We start from the raw sequence: 22,528 nt of genomic DNA, 5'->3' as shown, positions 1-22,528 counted from the left end.
GCGCAGCGACGGCGCCCCGGCCAAGTCATGCGGCCGACTGATGGCACTATAGACAGGGGTCATATTCGTTGTCATGCGCTGTGTGCCAGGCGGGTGGCCAGTGCTTCACTGAGCCTGGCGCTGATGGCATACACCGACAATTGCGGGTTGGCGCCGATGCTGGTGGGGAACAGCGAGCCGTCGTGAATCGACAGGTTTTCCAGCTGGTGATGGCGGCCCAGGCTGTCGCACACCGCCTGGCGCGGGTCTTCGCCGAGGGCGCAGCCGCCCATCACATGGGCGCTGCCCAAGCGCGTGCGGAAGAGCTCCAGGCGCAGCCTGTCGATCATGGTCAGGGCCTGCTCCAGGCCTGATGCGGCGCTGGCGTCGCTGTGCACCGGGGTTACCTGGGTGGCGCCAGCGGCAAACTGGACTTGTGCCATGCTCCGGTAGGCGCGCCGCAAGCCGTCACGCAGGTAGTCGGTGACCGGGTAATCGAGCACGGGTGAACCATCGCCGCGCAGATCCACGGTCCCACCCTGGCTTTCGGGGTGAAAACCATCGCGTAGCAGCGCCAGCATCACATGGGTATGGGGCAGCTCGGCCATGCGCCGGGCATTCTCGTGGCCGTGCCCGCCCAGCAGGGTGCTGGCCAGGGCCGGATGCAGCGGCGGTACTTCCAGCTTGTAGCCAACCGGACCGTCTGCGCCCCCTTGCCACTGGAAATGGTCGCTGTAGATCGACTGCGGGGCGCCATAGTAGGGGTCGATACGCTCGCTGAAGCGCGCCGCACTGAAGTTGACCAGGTGCAGGAAGGTCCGCTTGCCCAGGCGGCCATGTGGGTCGGGCGCGGCAGAGCGCAGCAGCAGGGCCGGGCTGTTGATACCGCCACCGGCCAGGAGGTAATGGCGTGCCCGCACGCTGACCTGCCTGCCGGTTGGGTGTATGCCTTGGGCGTCCAGGGCCTGGCATGTCAGGCTCTGAATGCGTTCGCCGTTGTGGGTGAAGCGCTCGGCCCGTGCCAGGTACAGCAGCTCGCCGCCTTGCTCGAGGGTGGCAGGTATACGGGTCACCAGCATCGATTGTTTGGCATTCACCGGGCAACCCATGCCGCAGTAGCCCAGGTTCCAGCAGCCGCGCACGTTGCGCGGGATCACCCCCCAGCGGTAGCCCAGCTGTTCGCAGCCCCGACGCAGCACATCGTTGTTGGCATTCGGCGGCAAGGCCCAGGGGCTGATACCCAGTTCCTGCTCCATGCGTTCGAACCAGGGGCGTAGTTCATCCTCGCCCAAACCGTTCACGCCGTGGACCGAGGCCCAGTGCGCCAGGGTTTGCGGCGGGGTGCGAAAGCTCGAGGTCCAGTTCACCAGCGTGGTGCCCCCCACGGCACGGCCCTGCAGGATGGTAATGGCGCCATCCTTGCTCATGCGCCCCAGGCCTTCCTGGTAAAGGCTGGCGTAAGCTTCATTCTCCAGCAGGTGAAAATCGCTGCTGGTCTTCAGTGGGCCTTCTTCGATCAGCAGCACCTTGAAACCGGCTGCGCTGAGCACCTGTGCGCTGGTGGCGCCGCCGGCACCACTGCCGATCACGGCGATGTCGGCCTCCAGAAACAGGTCGTGCTCCAGGCGCGAGGCGTCGCGGGTGATCCAGCCGCGTTCGAGGCCTTGGCGAAACGGGTCGGGGACAGGCATTGGCGATGCTCTTGTTGTTTTCAGATTTTTGGTGGGCCCGGGTAACCGCAGTCTGCCCAGGATTCGGGGCGTTCGTACCAGGCCATTTGCAGCAGTTGCAGCAACGAGGCGTGCCCCATGCGTAGCAGGTTCAGCGAGCTGTCCTGCCAACGCTGCAGGAACGCCGTGACCTGTGTGGCGCCAGCTTGGCCCCAGCTGCCCCAGACGCCGGTCAGCGGGCCGCGAGTCAGCGGCAGGCTGAGCACGTCGAACAATTGCCGGGTGAGCTTGAGCATTTCCGGCGACAACGCCGCCAGCTTGTTGTCGAGGCTGCGCAACACCGGCGCATCGGTGGCCTGTGTACCGGCCAGGACCACCGGGATCAGCGCACGCAGCAGGGGCAGGTCGTCGTCACGGAGTACCTGATAGCCGGTCGCGGCGGTTTGCGCGCTGCACCCCACCAGGCTGGCGCCAGCCAGAAAAGCACTGGCGCCGAGGCTGAAGCGCAGCAGTTCGCGGCGGTGCATGGCGCGGCCCTCAGCGGATGAACAATTTGTAGACCAGGCGCTGCAAGGCTTTGCCATAAGGCGGGTAAATCAGCCGTGCGGCGTTGAAACGTTGCTTGGCAAGTACCGCCTTGGCCTTGCTGAAGGTCAGGAAACCGTCGTGACCATGGTAGTGGCCCATGCCTGAAGGGCCGATGCCACCGAAGGGCAGATCGTCCTGGGCGACATGCAGCAAGGTGTCGTTCAGGCACACACCACCGGAGTGGGTGTGACGCAGCACATGCTCCTGGGTGCGGCGGTCATAGCCAAAGAAGTACAGCGCCAATGGGCGCGGGCGCTGGTTGATGTAGGCCAAGGCCTGGTCGATGCCGTCATAAGGCACTAGCGGTAGTAGCGGGCCGAAGATTTCGTCCTGCATCACCTGCATGCTGTCGTTCACGTCCAGCAGCAAGTGTGGCGGCATGCGCCGGCCCTGAGGGGCTTCGCCTGGGTACAAGTCGAGTACTTGCGCGCCTTTGGCGCGGGCATCGTCCAGCAGGTGCTGCAAGCGCTGCAACTGGCGCGGGTTGATGATGGCGGTGTAGTCGGGGTTGTCGGCGATGCGCGGGTACAGTCGGTGCACGGCGCGCTGGTAGGCGTCGCTGAAGGCGGGCAGCCGTTCGCGCGGCACCAGTACGTAGTCGGGGGCGACGCAGGTCTGGCCGGCGTTGAGGGTCTTGCCGAAGGCGATGCGCTCGGCGGCGCTGTCCAGCGGCACATCGGCAGAAACAATAGCGGGGGACTTGCCACCCAGCTCCAGGGTGACCGGGGTCAGGTTGTGTGCGGCAGCCTGCATCACCTGGCGGCCCACGCTGGTGGCACCGGTGAACAGCAGGTGGTCGAAGGGCAGGCGGGCGAAGGCCTGGCCCACCTCGACCTCACCGAGCACAACGCTGACCAGGTCTGTGGGGAACACGCGCTCGAGCAGTTGCTGCAGGGCCAGGCCCGTCGCGGGCGTGGCCTCGCTAAGCTTGAGCATGACCCGGTTGCCGGCGGCCAGGGCGCAGGTCAACGGGCCGATGGCGAGGAACAGCGGGTAGTTCCACGGTACGATGATGCCGACCACGCCCAAGGGTTGATAGCGCACCTGTGCGCTGGCCGGCTGGAACGCCAGGCCGACGCGGCGTCGGCTGCTGCGCATCCAGCGTTGCAAGTGCTTTTCGGCGTGGCGCAGGCCCTGTACTGACGGTAGCAGCTCGGCCAGCAAGGTCTCGTCCGCACTGCGCCCGGCAAAATCCTGGCTGATGGCGTCGATCAGTTCTGCCTGGCTGCTCAGCAAGGCTTCACGCAGGCTTTTCAGCCACTGCCGCCGCTGCGCCAACGGTGGCAGCGGGTTACCGGCAAAGGCCAGGCGTTGGGCCGCGAACGCCGTCGCGAGGTCGAGGTCGGATTGCACAGAGGGCAAGGCACTGGACGAGTTCATGGCGGTGTCGAGTCCGGGCAGGGGTTGCCTAGAGCCTATACTCTAATTTGTACCATGGTGCGAATTTTTACAGGCCGTTCAACGGTGCATTCCACCTGTAATAAGCCGTAAGATAAACCTTTGATGAAGGCCCGCAGACTGGGAGCTGAGCATGGCCCCGCGCATGAAGACCCGAGAGCGCATCGTGCAGAACAGCCTGGAGCTGTTCAACCAGCAGGGCGAACGCAGCGTCAGTACCAACCACATCGCCGCGCACATGGAAATCTCGCCCGGCAACCTGTATTACCACTTCCCCAACAAGCAGGCGATCATTGCCCTGTTGTTCAGCCAGTACGAAGCGCTGGTGGACAGCTTTCTGCGCCCGCCACAGGGCCGCGCGGCAACCGTGGAAGACAAGCGCTTCTACCTCAAGGCCTTGCTGGCGGCGATGTGGAACTACCGCTTCCTGCACCGTGACCTGGAGCATCTGCTGGACAGCGATGCCGAACTGGCCGCCCGTTACCGGCGATTTTCCGAGCGCTGCCTGCGCCAGGGCCAGGCGATCTACCGCGGCTTCGTCGAGGCGGGCATCCTGGCCATGGCGCCGGCACAGATCGAATCGCTGACCATCAACGCCTGGATCGTGCTGACGTCATGGGTACGTTTTCTCAGCACCACGCGTGAACATTCCGCGCACTTGGGTGAAGAAGCCTTCAAGCGCGGCGTCTATCAGGTGCTTGTGCTGGAACTCGGCTTCGTCACCGACAATGCTCGCACTGCCGTGGACGCACTGTGCGAGGAATTCCATGTACCGTTCAACCAGGCCCTGGAGCACTAGCTCAGGGCCCTCGTGCCATTGACCAGGAGATTGTCATGCCCCTTGCGCAATTGATCACCCCGCAGCAGTTGGCCGAGCGACTGGACTCGCCCGGGTTGGTGATCCTCGACTGCCGTTTTGCCCTCGAGGATGTGGACTATGGCCAGCGCAGCTATGCCCAGGGGCATATTGCCGGGGCGCATTTTGCCGACCTGGACCGCGACCTCAGCGGGCCGGTGAGCAAGGGGCGCACCGGGCGCCACCCATTGCCCGATCCGCAGCGGCTGGTCGAGCGCCTGCGAGAGTGGGGGCTGAACAACGATAGCGAAGTGGTGCTGTATGACGATGGCCCCGGCGCCTTTGCCGCCCGGGCCTGGTGGCTGCTGGTCTGGCTGGGCAAGCGCAGCGGTGTGGCGATTCTCGACGGTGGCCTGAAGGCCTGGCACGCGGCGCACCTGCCGTTGAGCCTGGACCCGCCGCCCAAACGTGAGGGCACTTTCAGTGGTGAGCCGGACGCGAAGCTGCTGATTGATGCCGACCATCTGGGCAAGCGCCTTGGTAGCACAGACCTGACTTTGATCGATGCGCGTGCCTTGCCACGTTTTCGTGGTGAAGTGGAGCCGATCGACCCGGTGGCGGGGCATATTCCCGGTGCCCAGTGCGCGGCGTTTACCGACAACCTGGGGGCTGATGGGCGTTTTTTGCCGGCGGATCAGCTTAAGCAGCGCTTTGCTGAAAAGCTGGCCGGGCGGGCACCGGCGCAGTTGGTGTCTTACTGCGGCTCTGGGGTAACGGCTTGCCATAACCTGTTTGCCATGGCGCTGGCGGGGTACCCGCTGGGCAAGTTGTATGCCGGGTCGTGGAGCGATTGGATCAACAACCCGCAGCATGCTGTGGCCACTGGCGAGTAAGCAGACCGGGTTGAACCCTGTGGGGCGGGCAGCCGTTACGAATTGAGGCTAGCTACCGTCCACCAGCCACTGCGGAATCCGTCGTTCCAGGTAGTACCCCGGATTTCGCAGGCTGCCATCGACAAAACCCACATGTCCACCGCGGTCATGCAGTTCGAAGCGGGTCTGTGGTGACAGTTCACGGGCCGTCGGCAGGCTGTGGCTGGACACGAACGGGTCATCGCTGGAATGGATGATCAGCGTTGGTGTGCGGTTCTGGCCAAGGAAGAAGTGGCTGGATGAGCGGCGATAGTAGTCGTGTGCATCGCGAAAGCCATTGAGCGGTGCAGTGACTTTTCCGTCGAAGTCCCAGAATGTGCGCAAGTTGTCGAGTTGGCCCAGGCGTTCCAGTGTCGCCAGCTGTTCATGCTGGCCCTGGGCGTGGAAGTGCCGCTGCTTGAGCTGAACATACGCCAGCATCTCGCGCATGAAATGCGCCTGATACACCTTGGAGAATCCTTGGCCGATACGGTCGGCACAGTGGTCCAGGCGAAAGGGCACCGATACTGCAACTGCTGCCTCCAGTTGGCTGGCGACGCCGCTCTCACCCAAGTATTTCAACAGTACATTGCCACCCAGCGAATAGCCCACCGCATACAGCGGCGCCAGCGGACGCTGGGCGCGAAGATGACTGACGATTTCCGCCAGGTCTTCGCTGGCGCCGGAATGGTAGCTGCGCGGCAACAGGTTGGGTTCGCCTGAACAACCACGCCAGTTCACTGCCACGCTGGCCCAGCCGCGGCCTTGCAGCGCTTGCTGCAAGCCTTTCACGTAAGGTGAGTGAGACGAGCCGGTCAGCCCATGCAGCACCAGGACCAGTGGTGCATGGGGTTGGTGCGGGCCGTGCCAGTCCAGGTCGATGAAGTCACCGTCGGCCAGCCACAGCCGCTCACGGTCACGCTGCAGCTCAGGCAGCTTGCGCCAGAGTGGCCCCCACAGGGTCTGCAGGTGGGGATTGGACAGGCCGATGGCCGGACGGAATGTGGCGTTGTGGCTGGGCATGCTAGGCGACTCATGATGTGCCGTTCTAGCTTGCCACGAAACAGCGCTCCAGTACCTGCGCTATTGGTGGAAGTGAAGGTGCAGCTTCAACCATGGCGCAGGTGGGGTGTGGTCACTGCGTACACCCCACCCGGCGGGTAATCAGCCCCGCTGCCAGAGTGCGTAGTGCACCTGGCCGGTCTTCTTCTCGCGGTGCAGGCGCCAGTTGCCTGGCAGTTGCAAGGTCGAGGGTGCCGCTTCGCTTTCGGTGTAGACCCATGCCTGCTCGCTCAGCCACTGGTTCTGCTCCAGCAAGTTGCAGGTGTTGGCCAACAGGTCCTGGTGGAACGGCGGGTCGAGGAACACGACATCGAACTGCTGCTTGGCCGGGCCTTGCAGGTAGCGCAGGGCGTCGGTCTGCAGAATTTGCCCGCGGGGACAGCGCAGGATTTCGAGGTTGTTCTTCAGGTTGGCGATGGCCGCAGGGTTGCTATCCAGCGCCACGGCGTCCTCGGCCCCACGGGACAGGGCTTCGAGCACCAGGGCGCCACTGCCGGTGAAGGCGTCCAGCACGCGGGCACCCTCGATGTAGGGGGCCAGCCAGTTGAATACGGTTTCCCGTACGCGGTCAGGCGTTGGCCGCAGGCCTTCGCCTTCCGGCACCGCCAGGCGGCGGCTGCGCCACTCGCCGGCGATGATGCGCAGGTGGCCCTGGCCCTTGCTTTGACCCGCTTGCGGGCGGGCGGGAGGGGTGGATCTTGGCATTAGTGCTCCGGTACCCCGAGCGGTTGCTCGGAGGGCTTGTCAGTGGGTGCTGGCAGCGGTTTTTGTGGCACTTTCGGGCCAACGGTGACGATCACCAGTTTATCGGCTGACAGGTGTTTGTTCATGGCTGCCTTGACCTGTTCGACGGTAAGGGCCTGGGACTGTTGCATGAAGTCCTCCAGCCAGGTCAGCGGCAAGTTGTAGAAGCCGATCGCGCCCAGTTGGCCGACGATGCTGGCGTTGCTGGCATTGGACAGCGGGAAGCTGCCGGCCAGCTCGCGCTTGGCATCGTCCAACTCCTGTTGGGTCGGGCCCGTCTTCAGGTAGTCGGCGAGAATGCCTTGCACCAGCTTGAGCGTGCCTTCGATAAGCTCGGCACGGGTTTGCAGGTTGATCATGAACGGGCCGCGCACCTGCATCGGGCTGAATGCCGAGTAAACGCCGTAGGTCAGGCCGCGCTTCTCTCGCACCTCGCTCATCAGCCGGGTACCGAAGGCGCCACCGCCAAGGATCTGGTTGCCCATGGACAGGGCTGGCCAGTCCGGGTCCTGGCGGTCGATCCCCAGTTCGGCCAGCATCAGGTGGGTCTGCTTGGACGGGAAGTCGATGTGGGTCAGGCCGGCCTTGGCGTCTGTGGGTTGGGCCGGTGCGGCCAGCGCAGGGCCCTTGGGCAGGCCGGCAGACACCTGTGCGGCGATGGCTTCGGCCTCTGCACGGCTGAGGTCGCCGACCAGGGCGATTACCGCATTGCCGCCGGTATAGGCCTTTGCGTGGAACGCGCGCAACTGCGCAAGGCTGATGCCCGTGATGCTCTCGGCGGTGCCGTCGCTTGGGTGGGCGTAGGGGTGGTCGCCATAGAGCTTGCCGAAAAGGGCCTTGCCGGCGATCTTGCCGGGGTTTTGCTTCTCATACTCGAAGCCAGCCAGCATCTGGTTCTTGATGCGCTTGAGGGCATCCTCGGGGAATGTCGGCTTGCCCGCCACCTCTGTAAACAGTTTGAGGGCCGGTTCGCGCTTGTCCTTGGCACTGAGGCTGCGCAGCGATGCGACGGCCATGTCGCGGTAGGAGCCGTTGCCAAAGTCTGCACCCAGGCCTTCGAAGCCCTCGGCGATGGCGGTGACGTCCTTGCCGGCCACGCCCTCGTTGAGCATGGCGTTGGTCAGAGCGGCCAGGCCTGGCGTGCCGCCATCCTGGCTGCTGCCGGCGGCGAAGGTGACACGCAGGTCGAACATGGGCAGTTCGCGAGCCTCGACGAACAGCACCCGGGCACCCTCGGCGGTGTTCCAGTGCTGGATGTTCAACTGACGCCGGCTGGGTGCCTTGCCATTCAGTTCGGCCAGCGATTGCAAGGTGTTGGCCGGGCGGGCTGCGCTGCTGTCGGCCTTGGCAGCGTTGTCGGCCATGGCCGGAGCGGCCAGCACAGCTGCCAGCGCCAGGGCACGAATGCCCGTGGCCAGCAGGGTTGGGCGTGGTGCGCGGCGATCACTCATGAGCGGACTCCTCGGGCAGTACATGGGCAACGCTCAGGCGTTCGCGGGTGAAGTAGGTGCGCGCGGCGTTCTGGATGTCCTGCGGGGTGACGCGCTTGAGCTCGTCCAGTTCGCTGTCGATCAGCTTCCAGGACAGGCCGACGGTTTCCAGCTGGCCGATGGTGGTGGCCTGGCTGCTGATGGAGTCGCGGTCGTAGACGAGGCCGGCGATGACCTGGGCGCGTACGCGTTCCAGCTCTTCGGCGCTGGGTGGCGTGCTCTTGAGTTCGTCAAGCAGTTGCCAGATGCCTTTCTCGACGTCGGCGAGGGTTTTCTGCTTCTGCACATTCGGCGTCGCCGAGATCAGGAACAGGCTGTCGCCGCGGGTGAAGGCGTTGTAGCTGGACGAAGCGCCGGCGACCAGTTCCTGGCCACGCTCCAGGCGGGCCGGCATGCGGGCGCTGTAGCCACCGTCGAGCAGTGCCGAGATCAGGCGCAGGGCATGCACCGTACGTGGGTCCTTGGCGGTGGGCAGGCCGGGCACGTTGAAGCCGTAGATCAGGCTTGGCAGTTGGGTGCGTACGTGCAGGGTCAACTGGCGCCAACCTGGTTCGGCCAGTTCCAGAGGCAGCTTGGCTGGCGGCACGGCGCGTTTGGGAATATTGCCGAAATACTTCTGCGCCAGGCCCTTGACCTCGTCGGCGGTGACATCACCGACCACCACCAGGGTGGCGTTGTTGGGGGCGTACCAGGACTCGTACCAATGGCGAAGTTCCTCGACCTTCATACGCTCCAGGTCGGCCATCCAGCCAATGGTCGGCGTGTGGTAGCCGCTGGCCGGGTAGGCCATGGCGCGGAACAGCTCGAATGCCTTGGCATTGGGCTTGTCGTCGGTGCGCAGGCGGCGTTCTTCCTTGATGACCTCGATTTCGCGGCTGAACTCGTCGGCAGGCAGACGCAGGCTGGCAAGGCGATCGGCCTCCAGCTCCAGCGCTACCGGCAGGCGGTCACGGGCCAGCACTTGGTAATAGGCGGTGTAATCGTCGCTGGTGAAGGCGTTTTCATCGGCGCCGAGGTCACGCAGAATGCGCGAAGCCTCGCCGGGGCCGACCTTTGCGCTGCCCTTGAACATCATGTGTTCCAGCGCATGGGACAAGCCGGTCTGGCCCGGGGTCTCGTAGCTGGAGCCAACCTTGTACCAGATCTGCGATACCACCACCGGGGCGCGATGGTCTTCGCGGACCACGACCTTCAGGCCATTGTCGAGGATGAATTCGTGGGTGGGTTGCACATCGGCGGCGAAGGCCGCGAGCGGCAGGCAGAGCGTGCCGAGCAACAGGCCAGCGGCGCGGCGGGCTAGAGCATTCATACGGTGTTTAACCTGTTCGGCGGCCCGCTGGGTTTAGCGTCGGCAGGCCAGGAGGTGCTAGGATACTGATCCGGTTGCCTGGCGACCATGCCTGTCGCCGTTCTGGCCCACAGGACACTAAGACAAAACGTTGCGCATGAACCAGCCGGCTTCAAGATAGTCTGTTCTGCGTAGAGAGAATTCCCGATTGGCCATAGCTGGCCTATCGCTACCCTGAGATAGCCGTCTTCCATGTTTGGTTCCAACGACGACAAAAAAGCGCCGGCCGAGGCTGGTGAGAAGAAAGGCCTGTTCAGCTGGTTTCGCAAGAAGCCGCAGCCACCTGTGGGAGCGGACGTACCCGCGAATGCCCCCCCCGCTGTCGAGCAGTCTGCAGCCGCTCCGGTCGAGGGTTCTACCGCCGAAACGCCACAGGCCCCCGAACCCGCCCAGGCCCCTGCGACCCCACAGCTGACCGAGCCGCAGCCGGTCGCTGCACCCGCCCGGCCCCCGGTAGTCGAGGCCCCCGCCCCTGAACCGGTAGCGTCCCAGCCGTTGCAGGCCCCTGAGCCCGAGCCGGTCGCATCCCGGCCACTGGTGGCACCTGCACCGCAGCCGGTCGCGTCCATGCCCTTGCAGGCGGCCCCTGTCGAGTCCGCCCCTGTCGAGGCCGCAGCGCCGGTCAGCAACCTGGTGTTGCCGGTTGCCGAAGAGCCCGTCGCCCTGGTACCGGACCTGGAGCCAAAAGCACCGCCGGCAATCCCGGAGCGCGCGGTGCCAGCCCCCGTGGCCTCTGTTGCTGCACCCGTCGAACAGGCCAAGCCCGGCTTCTTCGCGCGCCTCAAGCAAGGCCTGTCCAAGACCAGTGCCAGCATCGGCGAGGGCATGGCCAGCCTGTTCCTCGGCAAGAAGGTCATCGACGACGACCTGCTCGACGAAATCGAGACGCGCCTGCTGACCGCCGACGTGGGTGTGGAGGCTACCTCGGCCATCGTCCAGAACCTGACCCAGAAGGTTGCGCGCAAGCAGTTGGCCGATGCCGATGCCCTGTACAAATCGTTGCAGGAAGAACTGGCTGCGCTGCTGCGCCCGGTCGAGCAGCCGCTGAGTGTACAGGCCCAGAACAAGCCTTATGTGATCCTCGTGGTTGGCGTCAACGGTGCCGGCAAGACCACCACCATCGGCAAACTGGCGAAAAAGCTGCAACTGGAAGGCAAGAAGGTCATGCTGGCTGCCGGTGATACCTTCCGTGCAGCAGCGGTCGAGCAGTTGCAGGTGTGGGGCGAGCGTAACCAGATTCCGGTGATCGCCCAGCATACCGGCGCCGACTCAGCTTCGGTGATCTTCGATGCCGTGCAGGCCGCCAAGGCCCGTGGCGTCGACGTGCTGATCGCCGACACTGCCGGCCGCCTGCACACCAAGGACAACCTGATGGAAGAGCTGAAGAAGGTCCGCCGGGTCATCGGCAAGCTCGACGTTGAGGCACCGCACGAGGTGCTGCTGGTGCTTGACGCCGGCACCGGCCAGAACGCCATCAGTCAGGCCAAGTACTTCAACCAGAGCGTCGAGCTGACCGGCCTGGCCCTGACCAAGCTGGACGGCACTGCCAAGGGCGGGGTGATCTTCGCCCTGGCCAAGCAGTTCAACATCCCGATCCGTTTCATCGGTGTCGGTGAAGGCATCGACGACCTGCGTACCTTCGAAGCCGAGCCGTTCGTCAAGGCTCTGTTCGCCGAGCGAGATTGACCATGATCCGATTCGAGCAGGTTGCCAAGCGCTATCCCAACGGTCATGTGGGTTTGCATGAGCTGAGTTTCCGGGCGCGCCGGGGCGAATTCCTGTTCGTCACCGGCCACTCGGGCGCTGGCAAGAGCACCTTGCTGCGCCTGTTGCTGGCCATGGAGCGCCCGACCAGCGGCAAGCTGATGCTGGCAGGGCAGGACCTGGGCCAGATCAGCAATGCGCAAATCCCGTTCCTGCGCCGGCAGATCGGCGTGGTGTTCCAGAACCACCAGCTGTTGTTCGACCGCACGGTATTCAACAACATTGCCTTGCCGCTGCAGATTCTCGGCCTGTCCAAGCTCGAGATCGCCAAGCGCGTGGACTCGGCCCTGGAGCGTGTATCGCTGTCCGACAAAGGCGAGCTGTTCCCGGCCGACCTGTCCACCGGGCAGCAGCAGCGGGTGGGTATCGCCCGCGCCATCGTTCACCAGCCGGCGCTGCTGCTGGCCGACGAGCCCACCGGTAACCTCGACCCGCGCCTGGCTGCAGAGATCATGGGCGTGTTCGAGGACATCAACCGCCTGGGCACGACGGTATTGATCGCCAGCCACGACCTGGCACTGATCGCGCGCATGCGCCACCGCATGCTGACCTTGCAACGCGGCCGCTTGATCGGCGATGGGGAGGCCGGGCAATGAACACTACACGTACGCCGAAGGTTTCCGAGCGGGTCGCACCGAAACCGGCCGATCCGCAACCTGCGAAGAAAAAACGCGGTGAAGACGATGATGGCCCGGACTTCCGCACCCTGCTGCATGCCTGGCTGGAAAGCCACCGTGCCAGCTTGGCCGACAGCCTGCGCCGCCTGGGCAAGCAGCCGATCGGCAGTTTCTTCACCTGCCTGGTGATGGCAGTGGCGTTGAGCATGCCGATGGGCCTGTCCTTGTTGCTGAAGAACGTCGAGCAGCTTGGCGGTTCGTGGCAGCGCGCTGCGCAGATTTCGCTGTACCTCAAGCTTGATGCCGGCAGCCGCGATGGCGAAGCGCTGCGCGACGAGATCAAGGGCATGCCTGGGGTGGCGGACGCCCAGTATGTCAGCCGCGAGCAGGCGCTGGAGGAGTTCCAGCAGCAGTCCGGGCTGGGCGAGGCCCTGCGCGAACTGCCAGACAACCCACTGCCGGGTGTGGTGGTGGTAACCCCGACCGAGGTCGACAAGCCGGCCCTGGAAGCCTTGCGTCAGCGCCTGTCGGAGTTGCCGCGGGTGGACGTGGCGCAACTGGACCTGGTCTGGGTCGAGCGCCTGGCAGCCATCCTCAAGTTGGGTGACCGCTTCGTCTTCGGCCTGGCCGTGATGCTGATTTCTGCCCTGCTGTTAGTAATCGGTAACACAATTCGTCTACACATTGAAAACCGCCGAATCGAGATCGAAGTGATCAAGCTGGTCGGCGGCACCGACGCCTACGTGCGCCGGCCTTTCCTGTACATGGGCGCCCTGTATGGCCTGGGCGCAGGCCTGCTGGCGTGGGGCATCCTGGCGTTTGGCCTGAACTGGCTGAACGAGGCGGTGGTAGGGCTTTCCGGGCTGTATGGCAGTGACTTCGCCCTGGGCGGCGTCCCGGCTTCCGATGGTCTGTCGCTCTTGATCGGAGCCGTGCTGTTGGGGTATATCGGTGCATGGATTGCAGTCGCCCGCCACTTGAACGAGCTGGCGCCGCGATAGTTTTTACCTGCCAGCATTGACATTTTCTTCACTACGGAACTTGTACCGTCGTTCCGGGTCAATGTTGGCAGCGCCCACAAGGTGCGAGTTTTGTAAGTCGGAGGTTCTTGAATGACCACATCGTTGCAACCTGCCTATGCCCTGGTACCCGGTGCAAACCTGGAAGCCTACGTGCACACGGTCAACAGCATCCCGCTGCTGACGGTCGAGCAGGAGCGTGATCTGGGCGAGCGTCTCTATTATGAGCAGGATGTCGAGGCCGCTCGTCAGATGGTGATGGCCCACCTGCGTTTTGTTGTACATATCGCCCGTAGCTATGCCGGCTACGGGTTGGCACAGGCTGACCTGATCCAGGAAGGCAACGTCGGCCTGATGAAAGCCGTCAAGCGCTTCAACCCGGAAATGGGCGTGCGTCTGGTGTCGTTCGCCGTGCACTGGATCAAGGCAGAGATCCACGAGTTCATTCTGCGCAACTGGCGCATCGTGAAGGTGGCTACCACCAAGGCTCAGCGCAAGCTGTTCTTCAACCTGCGTAGCCAGAAGAAGCGTCTGGCGTGGCTGAACAACGACGAAGTGCATCGCGTGGCGGAAAGCCTTGGCGTCGAGCCGCGCGAAGTGCGCGAGATGGAAAGCCGCCTCAGTGGCCAGGACATGGCCTTTGACCCGGCAGCGGAAGCTGACGACGACAGCGCCTTCCAGTCGCCTGCGCATTACCTGGAAGACCACCGTTACGATCCGGCGGTGCAGCTGGAGGATGCCGACTGGAGTGACAACTCCACCAGCAACCTGCACGAAGCGCTGCAGGGCCTGGACGAGCGTAGCCGCGACATTCTCTACCAGCGTTGGCTGGCGGAAGAGAAGGCCACGCTGCATGAACTGGCAGACAAGTACAGCGTATCGGCTGAGCGTATTCGCCAGCTGGAGAAGAATGCGATGAACAAGGTCAAGGCCCTGATCGCTGCCTGATCGAGTCTGGGTTGTAAAGAAAAGCCGCTGACCCGAATGGGGTGAGCGGCTTTTTTGTTTGTGCTGGTTTTGCTGGCCTCTTCGCGGGTAAACCCGCTCCTACAGGAGATGCGGTTGCCCGTAGGAGCGGGTTTGCCCGCGAGGAGGCCGGGGGTGCGGTTGCCCGTAGGAGCGGGTTTACCCGCGAAAGGGCCGGGCCTGCATTCAAAGCTTTCTGGATGAGTCCAGCTGCATCAAGTAGCTGGGCCCGCCCAACTGGCTCATCTGCCGGCGAATCCAGCTGGCCCGGCTGGCCACATACGCACTCGGCCGGCTGGCGCTCCACTTGATCGGGCTAGGCAGCACCGCAGCCAGCTGCGCTGCCTGCTGACGGCTGAGCCGGCTGGCGTCGACACCAAAGTGATAACGCGCCGCCGCCTGGGCACCAAACACGCCCTTGCCCCACTCAGCGCTGTTCAAATAGACCTCGAGAATCCTTTCCTTCGACCAGAACAGCTCGATCAGTGCAGTGAACCAGGCCTCCAGTCCCTTGCGAAACCAGCTGCGGCCTGACCACAGGAAGAGATTCTTGGCCACTTGTTGGGTCAGGGTGCTGGCGCCGCGAATATTACCGCCGCGCTCGTTGTGCGCCAGGGCCGCCTGAATGGCCGGGATGTCGAAACCCCAGTGGCTGGCGAACTTCTGGTCCTCGCCAGCAATGACCGCAACCTTGAGCTGATCGGAGATGTTCTCCCATGGCTCCCAGTCGCGCTGCAGGTCGATCGGTTCACCACTCACCCAAGACTGTACCTTGCGCTCGACCATCAGCGCCGTGCCGGGCGGTGGGATCCAGCGGAACACCAGCACCAGTACGATGCTGCCGGCAACGAACCAGAGCAGGGCACGGGAGAGGCGACGGATAAGCGTTGACAGCATGTCGATGGCTTGGCCCTAAGGGTGGAAGGGGCCATTATACAGACCCGATACAAGGAGTCGTCCCATGCTTCGCAGCTTCCTGATGCTTGCCGCCTTTTTTGGCTTTACCGGGGTCGCCCTGGGCGCCTTCGCCGCTCATGGCCTGAAAAACCGGCTGACGGCTGACTACCTGGCGATCTTCCATACTGGCGTGACTTACCAACTGGTCCATGCCTTGGCGATCTTCGGCGTTGCGGTGCTCTCGGCGCACCTGCCCGGGCGCCTGGTGGGGTGGGCCGGCGGCCTGTTTGCGTTGGGCATCCTGCTGTTCTCCGGCAGCCTGTACCTACTGACCCTCAGTGGCCTCGGCAAGCTTGGCATCATCACCCCGATTGGTGGCTTGTGCTTCCTCGGCGGCTGGTTGTGCCTGGGCCTGGCAGCCTGGCGGCTGGGCTGACCGAGTGGTCCACAATCACGACTAATGGCGCGCACCGCCCTTGGGTTGCAGGGCGGTTCGGCGCTAGAATGCTGGCCCCAAAGAACAATGGTGGCCGTGCGCATGCGCATTAAATTGAACGGTGAACCTTACGAACTGCCTGCCGGCGAAAGCGTTGCAGCCCTGCTGGCGCGCCTTGAGCTGACCGGGCGCCGTGTTGCAGTGGAACTGAACCTGGATATCGTGCCGCGCAGCCAGCACGACAGTACGCTGCTGAATGACGGTGACCAGGTCGAAGTGGTCCACGCCATCGGTGGCGGCTGACAGCAGCCCGGCGGTTCACAAGCAAGCCCTGCAACCTTTTCCCGAGGAACAACGATGAGCAACGTTCGTAGCGACAAGCCCTTCACCCTGGCCGGGCGTACTTTCCAGTCGCGCCTGCTGGTCGGTACCGGCAAGTACCGTGACATGGAAGAAACCCGCCTGGCCACCGAGGCCTCGGGTGCCGAAATCGTCACTGTCGCTGTGCGCCGCACCAACCTTGGCCAGAACGCGGGCGAGCCGAACCTGCTCGATGTGCTGTCGCCTGACAAGTACACCATCCTGCCGAACACTGCAGGCTGCTTTGATGCAGTGGAAGCGGTACGCACTTGCCGTCTGGCGCGCGAACTGCTCGATGGGCGCAAATCGCACGAGTCCCGCACGCTGGTGAAGCTGGAAGTGCTGGCTGACCAGAAAACCCTGTTCCCCAACGTGATCGAAACCCTCAAGGCTGCCGAAGTGCTGGTCAAGGAAGGTTTCGACGTCATGGTCTACACCAGCGATGATCCGATCATCGCCCGTCAGCTGGCCGAAGTCGGCTGCATCGCAGTCATGCCGCTGGCTGGCCTGATTGGCACCGGCCTGGGTATTTGCAACCCTTACAACCTGCAGATCATCCTGGAAGAATCCAAGGTGCCGGTGCTGGTCGATGCCGGTGTGGGTACCGCATCCGACGCCACCATCGCCATGGAAATGGGCTGTGAGGCGGTGCTGATGAACTCGGCCATCGCCCATGCCCAGCAGCCAGTGCTGATGGCCGAGGCCATGAAGCACGCCATTGTCGCGGGTCGCATGGCCTATCTGGCCGGTCGTATGCCGAAGAAACTCTATGCCAGCGCCTCTTCGCCGCTGGATGGTCTGATCAAGTAAGAGCAACTGATGACTGAATCGCACGATACGCCGATCACCCCCGACGGCGAAGCCCGCCCACACCGCCGCATCAAGAGCTTCGTGATGCGTGCCGGGCGCATGACCGAAGGCCAGCAACGCGGCCTTGACCAAGGCGGCCCGCTGTACATCCTGCCACTGGCTGACAGCCCGGTTGACTACGACCAGGTGTTCGGCCGCTCGGCCCCGCGCACCTTGGAGATCGGCTTCGGCATGGGCCATTCCCTGCTGGAAATGGCCGCTGCCGCACCGGAGCAGGACTTCATCGGTGTGGAAGTGCACCGCCCGGGTGTTGGCGCGCTGCTCAATGGCGTGCTGACTCAGGGGCTGAAAAACCTGCGGGTGTATGACTGTGATGCCATCGAGGTGCTGAACCGCTGCGTGGCGGATAATAGCCTCGATCGATTGATGCTGTTCTTCCCAGACCCTTGGCACAAGGCGCGTCACCACAAGCGCCGCATTGTCCAGCTGGAGTTCGCCGAGCTGGTACGTCGCAAGCTCAAGCCCGGTGGCGTGTTCCACATGGCCACCGATTGGGAGCCGTATGCCGAGTACATGCTGGAGGTAATGAGCGCTGCCCCGGGCTATCGCAACCGTGCGGCAGACGGCACCTATGTGCCGCGCCCCGAAGAGCGCCCGATCACCAAGTTCGAACGCCGCGGTGAGCGGTTGGGGCATGGGGTGTGGGACTTGAAGTTCGAGAAGGTGGATTGAGCGGCTGATACGGCTTTTCGATGTGCTGATGCCTGCAGGAATGCAGGCGAAAATAACCGCCTTGAGAAGGGCGGTTTTTTTTCGGTAATACACAACATCTCAGGGCATGCCCGCGAAGAAACCAACGCGGTGGATGGCACCGGCTTTGCCGGTGTTCGCGGGCGGCTGCGACGGTGAGCGGCGGGTGGAGATTGGCCAGCAGGGCCGGCCCATTCGCGAGTGAACCCGCTCCTACAGCGGTCTGTGTCCAACCCCGAGATGTGTCCACCACCAGTCTGTGTAGGAGCGGGTTTACCCGCGAATACGGTGGCGGCGGCAACGGTGAACGGCGGGGAAATTGGCCAGCAGGGCCGGCCCTTTCGCGGGTAAACCCGCTCCTACAGTGGGCTGTGTCCAACCACCGATGTGTGTCCACCACCCATCTGTGTAGGAGCGGGTTTACCCGCGAATACGGTGGCGGCAGCAACAGTGAATGGCGGGTGGAAATTGGCCAGCAGGGCCGGCCTCTTCGCGGGTAAACCCGCTCCTACAGGCGGCCGCGCAGGTCTTTCAAATGTTGAGCAAGACAGTTGACCCAGGGGCCATTGGCTCAGCCGCGGCGATCCGCCACCACGCCAATCAACACCAGCACCACCAGCAACACCGGCGCCAGCGCATAGTTGTTGAACTGGCTCAGCCCCTTCACCACCCACGGCGTGGCATAGATCAGCGCAGCACCGCTGCCGATCATCACCATCAGCGCCATGAACGGCACGCGCAGGGCGCCGGCGAGGCCGCCCAGGCGCTGCTCGGCCCAGGCTTTGACATCGGTGCCGAACAGCACCAGCAAGCAGCCTACCAAGGCCAGTGAAATCTCCGACAGGTTGCTGCGGCTCCAGCGGGAAACCGTCGCGAGCAGATCAAGTACCAGATCCATGGGTCATCCTCAGGTCAAGAAATACTGCAGCAGGTCATTGAGGAACAGTTGGCCCCTTGCGGTGGCCACCAGTCGATCCGGTTCGACCTGCAAAAGGCCCTTTTGTTCGGCGGCGCGGCGTGCCTCATGCAGCTGTGCCAGTGGCAAGCCGGTGCGTTGGGTGAACAAGTCGGCTTCCACGCCATCGGTCAGGCGCAGGGCGTTCATCAGGAACTCGAACGGCAGTTCCTCGACTGGCAGCAGCTTCTCGCCGGCCTTGAACGGTTTGGCCAGGTTCAGGTAGTCCTTGGGCAGGCGAGTCTTCCAGGTACGCAGGATGCGCCCGTCGGCGAAAGTGAGCTTGCCGTGGGCGCCGGCGCCAATGCCGATGAAGTCGCCGAAGCGCCAGTAGTTGAGGTTGTGCCGGGCGGCGCGGCCTGCCTGGGCGTAGGCCGATACCTCGTACTGGCGGTAGCCGTGCGCGGCCATCAGCGTTTGGCCGGCTTCCTGAATATCCCAGAGGATATCGTCTTCCGGCAGCTCTGGCGGCTGGTTCCAGAACACCGTGTTCGGTTCCACGGTCAGCTGATACCACGACAGGTGTGTCGGCCCCAGGTCGATGGCCTGGCGCAGGTCAGCCAGCGCGTCGTCCAGCGACTGGTCGGGCAGGCCGTGCATCAGGTCCATGTTGAAATTGTCGAAACCGGCCGCGCGCGCCATGCCAGCGGCCCGAACCGCTTCGTCGCCATTGTGGATGCGCCCAAGAGCTTCCAGCTTGGTTGGCTGGAAGCTCTGCACACCGATCGACAGGCGGTTGATGCCCGTCTGCCGGTAGGCCTTGAACTTGTCCTGCTCAAAGGTGCCCGGGTTGGCTTCCAGGGTAATCTCGATGTCTGGCGCGAACGCAATACGCTGCTCTACGCCCCGCAGCAGCCGGCCGAGGGCGTTGGCACTGAACAGGCTTGGCGTACCGCCACCGAAGAAGATCGAGCTGATCGGGCGGCCTTGTACGGCAGCCAGTTCCTGGTCGAGGTCGTCGAGCAGGGCTGTGACATAGGCATCTTCCGGTAGCTCAGGCCCGGCAGCGTGGGAGTTGAAGTCGCAATAAGGGCATTTGCGTACGCACCACGGAATGTGGATGTACAGCGCCAGCGGCGGCAGGCTGCTAAAGCCTGCCGCACCGGGGGGCGACAGCATTTCGATCATGCCAGGCCCAGACGTTGGCGCAGCAGGGCCATGGCACGGGCGCGGTGGCTGAGCTGGTTCTTGTCTGCGGGGGGCAGATCGGCGCTGGAGCAGTTGCGCTCCGGTACCCAGAACAGCGGGTCGTAGCCAAAGCCCTGCTCACCGCTGGCCTCGAACAGGATGCGCCCTTGCCACAGGCCTTCGCACAGGATCGGCAACGGGTCGTCGGCGTGACGTACCAGTGCCAGAACGCAGACGAACTGTGCACCGCGCTCAGCTTCAGGCACGTCTTTCAAGGCTTCGAGCAGCTTGGCGTTGTTTGCCGCGTCACCCTGGCCATCGGCATAGCGTGCCGAGTAGATGCCCGGCGCGCCGCCGAGGAAATCCACCGCCAGACCGGAGTCATCGGCCAGGGCCGGCAGGCCGGAAATGCGGGCGGCGTTGCGCGCCTTGAGGATGGCGTTCTCGACGAACGACAGGCCGGTTTCTTCCGGCTCGACCTGGCTGAACTCACCAATCGAGCGCAGTTGCACGGATTGGCCGAGCATGGCCTGGAGTTCCTTGAGTTTGCCGGCGTTGTGGCTGGCCAATACGAGTTGCTGGAAATTCATCATTCGCCTGGGAACACTTCCTGGTTGAAGCGGAGAGAGTTGCTGATGCCGCCGGTTTCGATGTTCAGGTCGAAGGTGACGGTTTCTGGCTGGTCGATCTTGAACTGGGCGATGTAGTACACCGCGCCCTGTTCGGTAATCTGCTTGAACGACAGCGGGCTGCTGCGCCCGGTCAGGTCCTTGATCGTGCCGCTGACCACCGCTGTGGCCGGTTTGCTGGCCTTGAGTACGGTAATGTTGAGCACGCCCTGGTTCTTGCTGCGAACCAGGCCGGTGGCCGCGGCCACCTCGGGCGTGAGCATGCTCGACGTGAACGCGCTGTAGTGCACCGTCACGTCGCCAAATACCTCCTTGCGCTCGGGGCGTGCGGCATCGGCAGCCAGTACTGGCAGGGCCAGGCACAGGCTGATCAGGAACAGGGCTAGGCGGCGCATGGGGCGATTCCTCCGGTGGGCGTCAGACCGCGAGCGGCTGCTCTTGCAGGCCCGAACTGCTGACGCGGTAGATGCCGATCTCACCTAGAAGATTAGGCCATAGCCGGCCGCCCCACCCATTGCGGTGCAAGTGGTCGACCGCCAGGCGGTCGAGTACCTTGGCCCGGCGTTCGTGCACAAGTTCTTCGAAGTCGGCGAAGGTGCAGAAATGGATGTTCGGCGTGTTGTACCAGGTATAAGGCATGAAGTCCGATACCGGCATGCGGCCTTTGGTCGCCAGGTACCAGCGGCAACGCCAGTGACCGAAGTTGGGGAAGGTGATGATGCACTGACGGCCCACCCGCAGCATTTCGTCGAGGATGCGGTCAGGGTATTCCACGGCCTGCAGGGCTTGGGTCATGATCACCACGTCGAAGCTGTCGCTGGCAAAGTTGCCCAGGCCTTTGTCCAGGTCTTGTTCGATGACGTTGACGCCTTTGGCCACGCAGGCGGCGATGTTGTCGGCGTCGATTTCCAGGCCATAGCCGGTGACCTGCTTGCGGTCACGCAGCGAGGCCAGCAGTTCGCCGCTACCGCAGCCCAGGTCGAGTACCCGGCTGCCGGCGGGAATCCAGTCGTGGATGATTTCCAGATCGGCTCTCATGCTGTCCTCAGATGGCAATGCGGTTCATGTAGTTCGAGAAACCCTGCATGTAGCGAGGTGTGGGGATCAGGAAGGCATCGTGCCCGTAGGGCGAATCGATCTCCAGGTAACAGACGTTCTTGCGCGCGGCCATCAGCGCGTTGACGATCTCACGTGAACGGGCCGGAGAGAAGCGCCAGTCGGTGGTGAACGACATGATGCAGTAGTCCGCCGTGACGTGGGCCAGGGTGGCTGCCAGGTCACCACCGTTCGTGGCGGCCGGGTCGAAATAGTCCAGTGCCTTGGTCATCAGCAGGTAGGTATTGGCATCGAAACGGCCGGAAAACTCCTCGCCCTGATAGCGCAGGTAGCTTTCGACCTGAAACTCGACGCTGTGGAAGTCGTAGTTGAGCTTGTCGCTTTTCAGCTCACGGCCGAATTTTTCACCCATCGAGTCGTCGGACAGATAGGTAATGTGCCCGACCATGCGTGCCAGCATCAGGCCCCGTTTGGGGATCACGCCCTGGTCCTGGAACGAACCGCCATGGAACTCCGGGTCGGTGAGAATGGCCTGGCGCGCCACCTCGTTGAAGGCGATGTTCTGCGCCGACAGCTTGGGCGCCGAGGCAATGTCGACGCAATGGCGCACACGCTCGGGGTAGCTGATGGTCCATTGCAGCGCCTGCATGCCGCCAAGGCTGCCGCCGACGACAGCGGCCCATTGCTGGATGCCCAGGCGCTCGCCCAGGCGCACCTGGCTGTGTACCCAGTCCTCTACGGTCAGTACGGGGAAATCGGCGCCATACGGTTTGCCGGTGGCAGGGTTGATGCTGCTGGGGCCGGTGCTGCCGTTGCAGCCGCCGAGGTTGTTCAGGCTGACCACGAAGAAGCGGTTGGTATCGATCGGCTTGCCGGGGCCGATGCAGCTGTCCCACCAGCCCGGCTTGCGGTCGGTGGCGGCATGGTAGCCCGCGGCATGGTGGTGGCCGGACAGGGCATGGCAGATCAGCACGGCATTGCTCGCGCTGGCGTTCAGGGTGCCATAGGTCTCGTAGACCAGTTCGTAACTGGCCAGTGAGCGGCCACAGGCCAGTGCCAGCGGTTCATCGAACCGGGCGGTTTGCGGTACTACCAGACCGACGGAATCTTCGGGAAAGACAGTTGACATCGACCCTGCTCACGCTTGACGGAGGC

Annotated in this window: 23 protein-coding genes and 1 pseudogene; 10 read left to right on the top strand and 14 right to left on the bottom strand. The window is 63.7% G+C overall.

Features of this window, described 5'->3' with window-relative positions:
- Window positions 1-71: 71 nt before the first annotated feature.
- The 3 genes from ACF8RA_RS11005 to ACF8RA_RS10995 are packed head-to-tail and all read right to left on the bottom strand — an operon-like array spanning window position 72 to window position 3,617.
- Window positions 72-1,670 carry a GMC family oxidoreductase gene (locus ACF8RA_RS11005; protein WP_176684758.1) on the bottom strand — a complete coding sequence of 533 codons (1,599 nt, stop codon included), beginning with the start codon at window positions 1,668-1,670 and terminating at the stop codon, window positions 72-74.
- Between the two features lie 20 nt (window positions 1,671-1,690).
- Entirely contained in the window at window positions 1,691-2,176 is a 486-nt protein-coding gene (locus ACF8RA_RS11000; protein ID WP_176684759.1) for a twin-arginine translocation pathway signal protein, read from the bottom strand.
- A gap of 10 nt (window positions 2,177-2,186) precedes the next feature.
- Window positions 2,187-3,617 (bottom strand): coniferyl aldehyde dehydrogenase, encoded by a 1,431-nt coding sequence (locus ACF8RA_RS10995; protein ID WP_176684760.1) that lies wholly within the window; start codon window positions 3,615-3,617, stop codon window positions 2,187-2,189.
- A gap of 151 nt (window positions 3,618-3,768) precedes the next feature.
- Here ACF8RA_RS10995 and ACF8RA_RS10990 point away from each other — a divergent pair, with 151 nt between their 5' ends.
- Both ACF8RA_RS10990 and ACF8RA_RS10985 read left to right on the top strand, forming a co-directional pair.
- Window positions 3,769-4,434 (top strand): TetR/AcrR family transcriptional regulator, encoded by a 666-nt coding sequence (locus tag ACF8RA_RS10990; RefSeq protein ID WP_176684761.1) that lies wholly within the window; start codon window positions 3,769-3,771, stop codon window positions 4,432-4,434.
- 35 nt (window positions 4,435-4,469) lie between these two features.
- Window positions 4,470-5,324 (top strand): sulfurtransferase, encoded by an 855-nt coding sequence (locus ACF8RA_RS10985; protein ID WP_339444584.1) that lies wholly within the window; start codon window positions 4,470-4,472, stop codon window positions 5,322-5,324.
- A gap of 48 nt (window positions 5,325-5,372) precedes the next feature.
- On the opposite strand, the gene ACF8RA_RS10980 is transcribed toward ACF8RA_RS10985, so the two are convergent.
- From ACF8RA_RS10980 to ACF8RA_RS10965, 4 genes are all read right to left on the bottom strand, one after another.
- Entirely contained in the window at window positions 5,373-6,365 is a 993-nt protein-coding gene (locus tag ACF8RA_RS10980; RefSeq protein ID WP_209969374.1) for a hydrolase, read from the bottom strand.
- A gap of 141 nt (window positions 6,366-6,506) precedes the next feature.
- Complete coding sequence (gene rsmD / locus ACF8RA_RS10975; RefSeq protein WP_392519157.1) at window positions 6,507-7,109, bottom strand: 16S rRNA (guanine(966)-N(2))-methyltransferase RsmD; 603 nt, start codon at window positions 7,107-7,109, stop codon at window positions 6,507-6,509.
- Window positions 7,109-8,599, bottom strand: coding sequence for a M16 family metallopeptidase (locus tag ACF8RA_RS10970; protein ID WP_392519156.1), 1,491 nt, complete (start codon window positions 8,597-8,599; stop codon window positions 7,109-7,111). Before ACF8RA_RS10970 ends, rsmD begins: the two co-directional genes overlap by 1 nt.
- Complete coding sequence (locus ACF8RA_RS10965; protein ID WP_176684767.1) at window positions 8,592-9,947, bottom strand: pitrilysin family protein; 1,356 nt, start codon at window positions 9,945-9,947, stop codon at window positions 8,592-8,594. The genes ACF8RA_RS10970 and ACF8RA_RS10965 overlap by 8 nt, the downstream gene beginning before the upstream one ends.
- A gap of 231 nt (window positions 9,948-10,178) precedes the next feature.
- Here ACF8RA_RS10965 and ftsY point away from each other — a divergent pair, with 231 nt between their 5' ends.
- From ftsY to rpoH, 4 genes are all read left to right on the top strand, one after another.
- Window positions 10,179-11,672 (top strand): signal recognition particle-docking protein FtsY, encoded by a 1,494-nt coding sequence (gene ftsY, locus ACF8RA_RS10960; protein ID WP_392514793.1) that lies wholly within the window; start codon window positions 10,179-10,181, stop codon window positions 11,670-11,672.
- A 2-nt stretch (window positions 11,673-11,674) separates the two neighbouring features.
- Window positions 11,675-12,346, top strand: coding sequence for a cell division ATP-binding protein FtsE (gene ftsE, locus ACF8RA_RS10955; RefSeq protein ID WP_176684769.1), 672 nt, complete (start codon window positions 11,675-11,677; stop codon window positions 12,344-12,346).
- Window positions 12,343-13,368, top strand: a complete 1,026-nt coding sequence (gene ftsX / locus ACF8RA_RS10950; protein WP_021783657.1) for a permease-like cell division protein FtsX — start codon at window positions 12,343-12,345, stop codon at window positions 13,366-13,368. The genes ftsE and ftsX overlap by 4 nt, the downstream gene beginning before the upstream one ends.
- A gap of 111 nt (window positions 13,369-13,479) precedes the next feature.
- The gene (gene rpoH, locus ACF8RA_RS10945) at window positions 13,480-14,334 is read left to right on the top strand and encodes an RNA polymerase sigma factor RpoH (RefSeq protein ID WP_003249083.1); all 855 of its coding nucleotides are present in this window, start codon (window positions 13,480-13,482) and stop codon (window positions 14,332-14,334) included.
- Between the two features lie 204 nt (window positions 14,335-14,538).
- Here the strand turns inward: rpoH and mtgA are convergent.
- Window positions 14,539-15,284 (bottom strand): annotated as a pseudogene (mtgA, locus tag ACF8RA_RS10940) (monofunctional biosynthetic peptidoglycan transglycosylase).
- A 29-nt stretch (window positions 15,285-15,313) separates the two neighbouring features.
- Here mtgA and ACF8RA_RS10935 point away from each other — a divergent pair.
- The 4 genes from ACF8RA_RS10935 to trmB all read left to right on the top strand — a co-directional run bounded on the left by ACF8RA_RS10935 (window position 15,314) and on the right by trmB (window position 17,587).
- Window positions 15,314-15,685 carry a DUF423 domain-containing protein gene (locus ACF8RA_RS10935; RefSeq protein ID WP_176684771.1) on the top strand — a complete coding sequence of 124 codons (372 nt, stop codon included), beginning with the start codon at window positions 15,314-15,316 and terminating at the stop codon, window positions 15,683-15,685.
- Between the two features lie 102 nt (window positions 15,686-15,787).
- Entirely contained in the window at window positions 15,788-15,988 is a 201-nt protein-coding gene (gene thiS, locus ACF8RA_RS10930) for a sulfur carrier protein ThiS (RefSeq protein ID WP_003249090.1), read from the top strand.
- Between the two features lie 54 nt (window positions 15,989-16,042).
- A complete protein-coding gene (locus ACF8RA_RS10925; protein ID WP_003249091.1) occupies window positions 16,043-16,855 on the top strand; it encodes a thiazole synthase in 813 nt (270 codons plus the stop codon).
- Between the two features lie 9 nt (window positions 16,856-16,864).
- The gene (trmB, locus tag ACF8RA_RS10920) at window positions 16,865-17,587 is read left to right on the top strand and encodes a tRNA (guanosine(46)-N7)-methyltransferase TrmB (RefSeq protein ID WP_004575478.1); all 723 of its coding nucleotides are present in this window, start codon (window positions 16,865-16,867) and stop codon (window positions 17,585-17,587) included.
- Window positions 17,588-18,176: 589 nt separating this feature from the next.
- Here trmB and ACF8RA_RS10915 read toward each other — a convergent pair.
- Genes ACF8RA_RS10915 through ACF8RA_RS10890 form a run of 6 tightly spaced genes read right to left on the bottom strand, consistent with a single transcriptional unit; the run spans window position 18,177 to window position 22,502 of the window.
- A complete protein-coding gene (locus ACF8RA_RS10915) occupies window positions 18,177-18,503 on the bottom strand; it encodes a DUF3392 domain-containing protein (protein ID WP_003249095.1) in 327 nt (108 codons plus the stop codon).
- A 9-nt stretch (window positions 18,504-18,512) separates the two neighbouring features.
- Window positions 18,513-19,688 carry a radical SAM family heme chaperone HemW gene (hemW, locus tag ACF8RA_RS10910; protein ID WP_176684772.1) on the bottom strand — a complete coding sequence of 392 codons (1,176 nt, stop codon included), beginning with the start codon at window positions 19,686-19,688 and terminating at the stop codon, window positions 18,513-18,515.
- Window positions 19,685-20,281: an RdgB/HAM1 family non-canonical purine NTP pyrophosphatase gene (gene rdgB / locus ACF8RA_RS10905; RefSeq protein ID WP_176684773.1), complete on the bottom strand. Its 597-nt coding sequence runs from the start codon at window positions 20,279-20,281 to the stop codon at window positions 19,685-19,687. The genes hemW and rdgB overlap by 4 nt, the downstream gene beginning before the upstream one ends.
- On the bottom strand, window positions 20,278-20,712 hold the full coding sequence (locus tag ACF8RA_RS10900; protein ID WP_021783663.1) for a DUF4426 domain-containing protein: 435 nt from the start codon (window positions 20,710-20,712) through the stop codon (window positions 20,278-20,280). Before ACF8RA_RS10900 ends, rdgB begins: the two co-directional genes overlap by 4 nt.
- Before the next feature lie 22 nt (window positions 20,713-20,734).
- Window positions 20,735-21,355 carry a methionine biosynthesis protein MetW gene (metW, locus tag ACF8RA_RS10895; RefSeq protein ID WP_392460892.1) on the bottom strand — a complete coding sequence of 207 codons (621 nt, stop codon included), beginning with the start codon at window positions 21,353-21,355 and terminating at the stop codon, window positions 20,735-20,737.
- 7 nt (window positions 21,356-21,362) lie between these two features.
- The gene (locus ACF8RA_RS10890; RefSeq protein WP_339533676.1) at window positions 21,363-22,502 is read right to left on the bottom strand and encodes a homoserine O-acetyltransferase; all 1,140 of its coding nucleotides are present in this window, start codon (window positions 22,500-22,502) and stop codon (window positions 21,363-21,365) included.
- Between the last annotated feature and the right edge of the window lie 26 nt (window positions 22,503-22,528).

The organism is Pseudomonas sp. FYR_5 (genome assembly GCF_043106315.1).
Lineage (GTDB): Bacteria > Pseudomonadota > Gammaproteobacteria > Pseudomonadales > Pseudomonadaceae > Aquipseudomonas > Aquipseudomonas putida_Y.
The sequence above is the reverse complement of the archived record's forward strand: the minus strand, read 5'-3'. Positions and strand labels throughout refer to the sequence as shown.

Bases quoted from the DNA above. Each gene is read 5' to 3' on its own strand.
- ACF8RA_RS10980 (WP_209969374.1), bottom strand. From the start codon at position 6,365: ATGCCCAGCCACAACGCCACATTCCGTCCGGCCATCGGCCTGTCCAAT.
- hemW (WP_176684772.1), bottom strand. From the start codon at position 19,688: ATGATCGAAATGCTGTCGCCCCCCGGTGCGGCAGGCTTTAGCAGCCTG.
- ACF8RA_RS10995 (WP_176684760.1), bottom strand. From the start codon at position 3,617: ATGAACTCGTCCAGTGCCTTGCCCTCTGTGCAATCCGACCTCGACCTC.
- ACF8RA_RS10965 (WP_176684767.1), bottom strand. From the start codon at position 9,947: ATGAATGCTCTAGCCCGCCGCGCCGCTGGCCTGTTGCTCGGCACGCTC.
- rsmD (WP_392519157.1), bottom strand. From the start codon at position 7,109: ATGCCAAGATCCACCCCTCCCGCCCGCCCGCAAGCGGGTCAAAGCAAG.
- ACF8RA_RS10935 (WP_176684771.1), top strand. From the start codon at position 15,314: ATGCTTCGCAGCTTCCTGATGCTTGCCGCCTTTTTTGGCTTTACCGGG.
- ACF8RA_RS11005 (WP_176684758.1), bottom strand. From the start codon at position 1,670: ATGCCTGTCCCCGACCCGTTTCGCCAAGGCCTCGAACGCGGCTGGATC.
- metW (WP_392460892.1), bottom strand. From the start codon at position 21,355: ATGAGAGCCGATCTGGAAATCATCCACGACTGGATTCCCGCCGGCAGC.
- ftsX (WP_021783657.1), top strand. From the start codon at position 12,343: ATGAACACTACACGTACGCCGAAGGTTTCCGAGCGGGTCGCACCGAAA.
- ACF8RA_RS10890 (WP_339533676.1), bottom strand. From the start codon at position 22,502: ATGTCAACTGTCTTTCCCGAAGATTCCGTCGGTCTGGTAGTACCGCAA.
- rpoH (WP_003249083.1), top strand. From the start codon at position 13,480: ATGACCACATCGTTGCAACCTGCCTATGCCCTGGTACCCGGTGCAAAC.
- ACF8RA_RS10915 (WP_003249095.1), bottom strand. From the start codon at position 18,503: ATGGATCTGGTACTTGATCTGCTCGCGACGGTTTCCCGCTGGAGCCGC.
- rdgB (WP_176684773.1), bottom strand. From the start codon at position 20,281: ATGATGAATTTCCAGCAACTCGTATTGGCCAGCCACAACGCCGGCAAA.
- ACF8RA_RS10925 (WP_003249091.1), top strand. From the start codon at position 16,043: ATGAGCAACGTTCGTAGCGACAAGCCCTTCACCCTGGCCGGGCGTACT.
- ftsE (WP_176684769.1), top strand. From the start codon at position 11,675: ATGATCCGATTCGAGCAGGTTGCCAAGCGCTATCCCAACGGTCATGTG.
- ACF8RA_RS10970 (WP_392519156.1), bottom strand. From the start codon at position 8,599: ATGAGTGATCGCCGCGCACCACGCCCAACCCTGCTGGCCACGGGCATT.
- thiS (WP_003249090.1), top strand. From the start codon at position 15,788: ATGCGCATTAAATTGAACGGTGAACCTTACGAACTGCCTGCCGGCGAA.
- trmB (WP_004575478.1), top strand. From the start codon at position 16,865: ATGACTGAATCGCACGATACGCCGATCACCCCCGACGGCGAAGCCCGC.
- ACF8RA_RS11000 (WP_176684759.1), bottom strand. From the start codon at position 2,176: ATGCACCGCCGCGAACTGCTGCGCTTCAGCCTCGGCGCCAGTGCTTTT.
- ftsY (WP_392514793.1), top strand. From the start codon at position 10,179: ATGTTTGGTTCCAACGACGACAAAAAAGCGCCGGCCGAGGCTGGTGAG.
- ACF8RA_RS10990 (WP_176684761.1), top strand. From the start codon at position 3,769: ATGGCCCCGCGCATGAAGACCCGAGAGCGCATCGTGCAGAACAGCCTG.
- ACF8RA_RS10985 (WP_339444584.1), top strand. From the start codon at position 4,470: ATGCCCCTTGCGCAATTGATCACCCCGCAGCAGTTGGCCGAGCGACTG.
- ACF8RA_RS10900 (WP_021783663.1), bottom strand. From the start codon at position 20,712: ATGCGCCGCCTAGCCCTGTTCCTGATCAGCCTGTGCCTGGCCCTGCCA.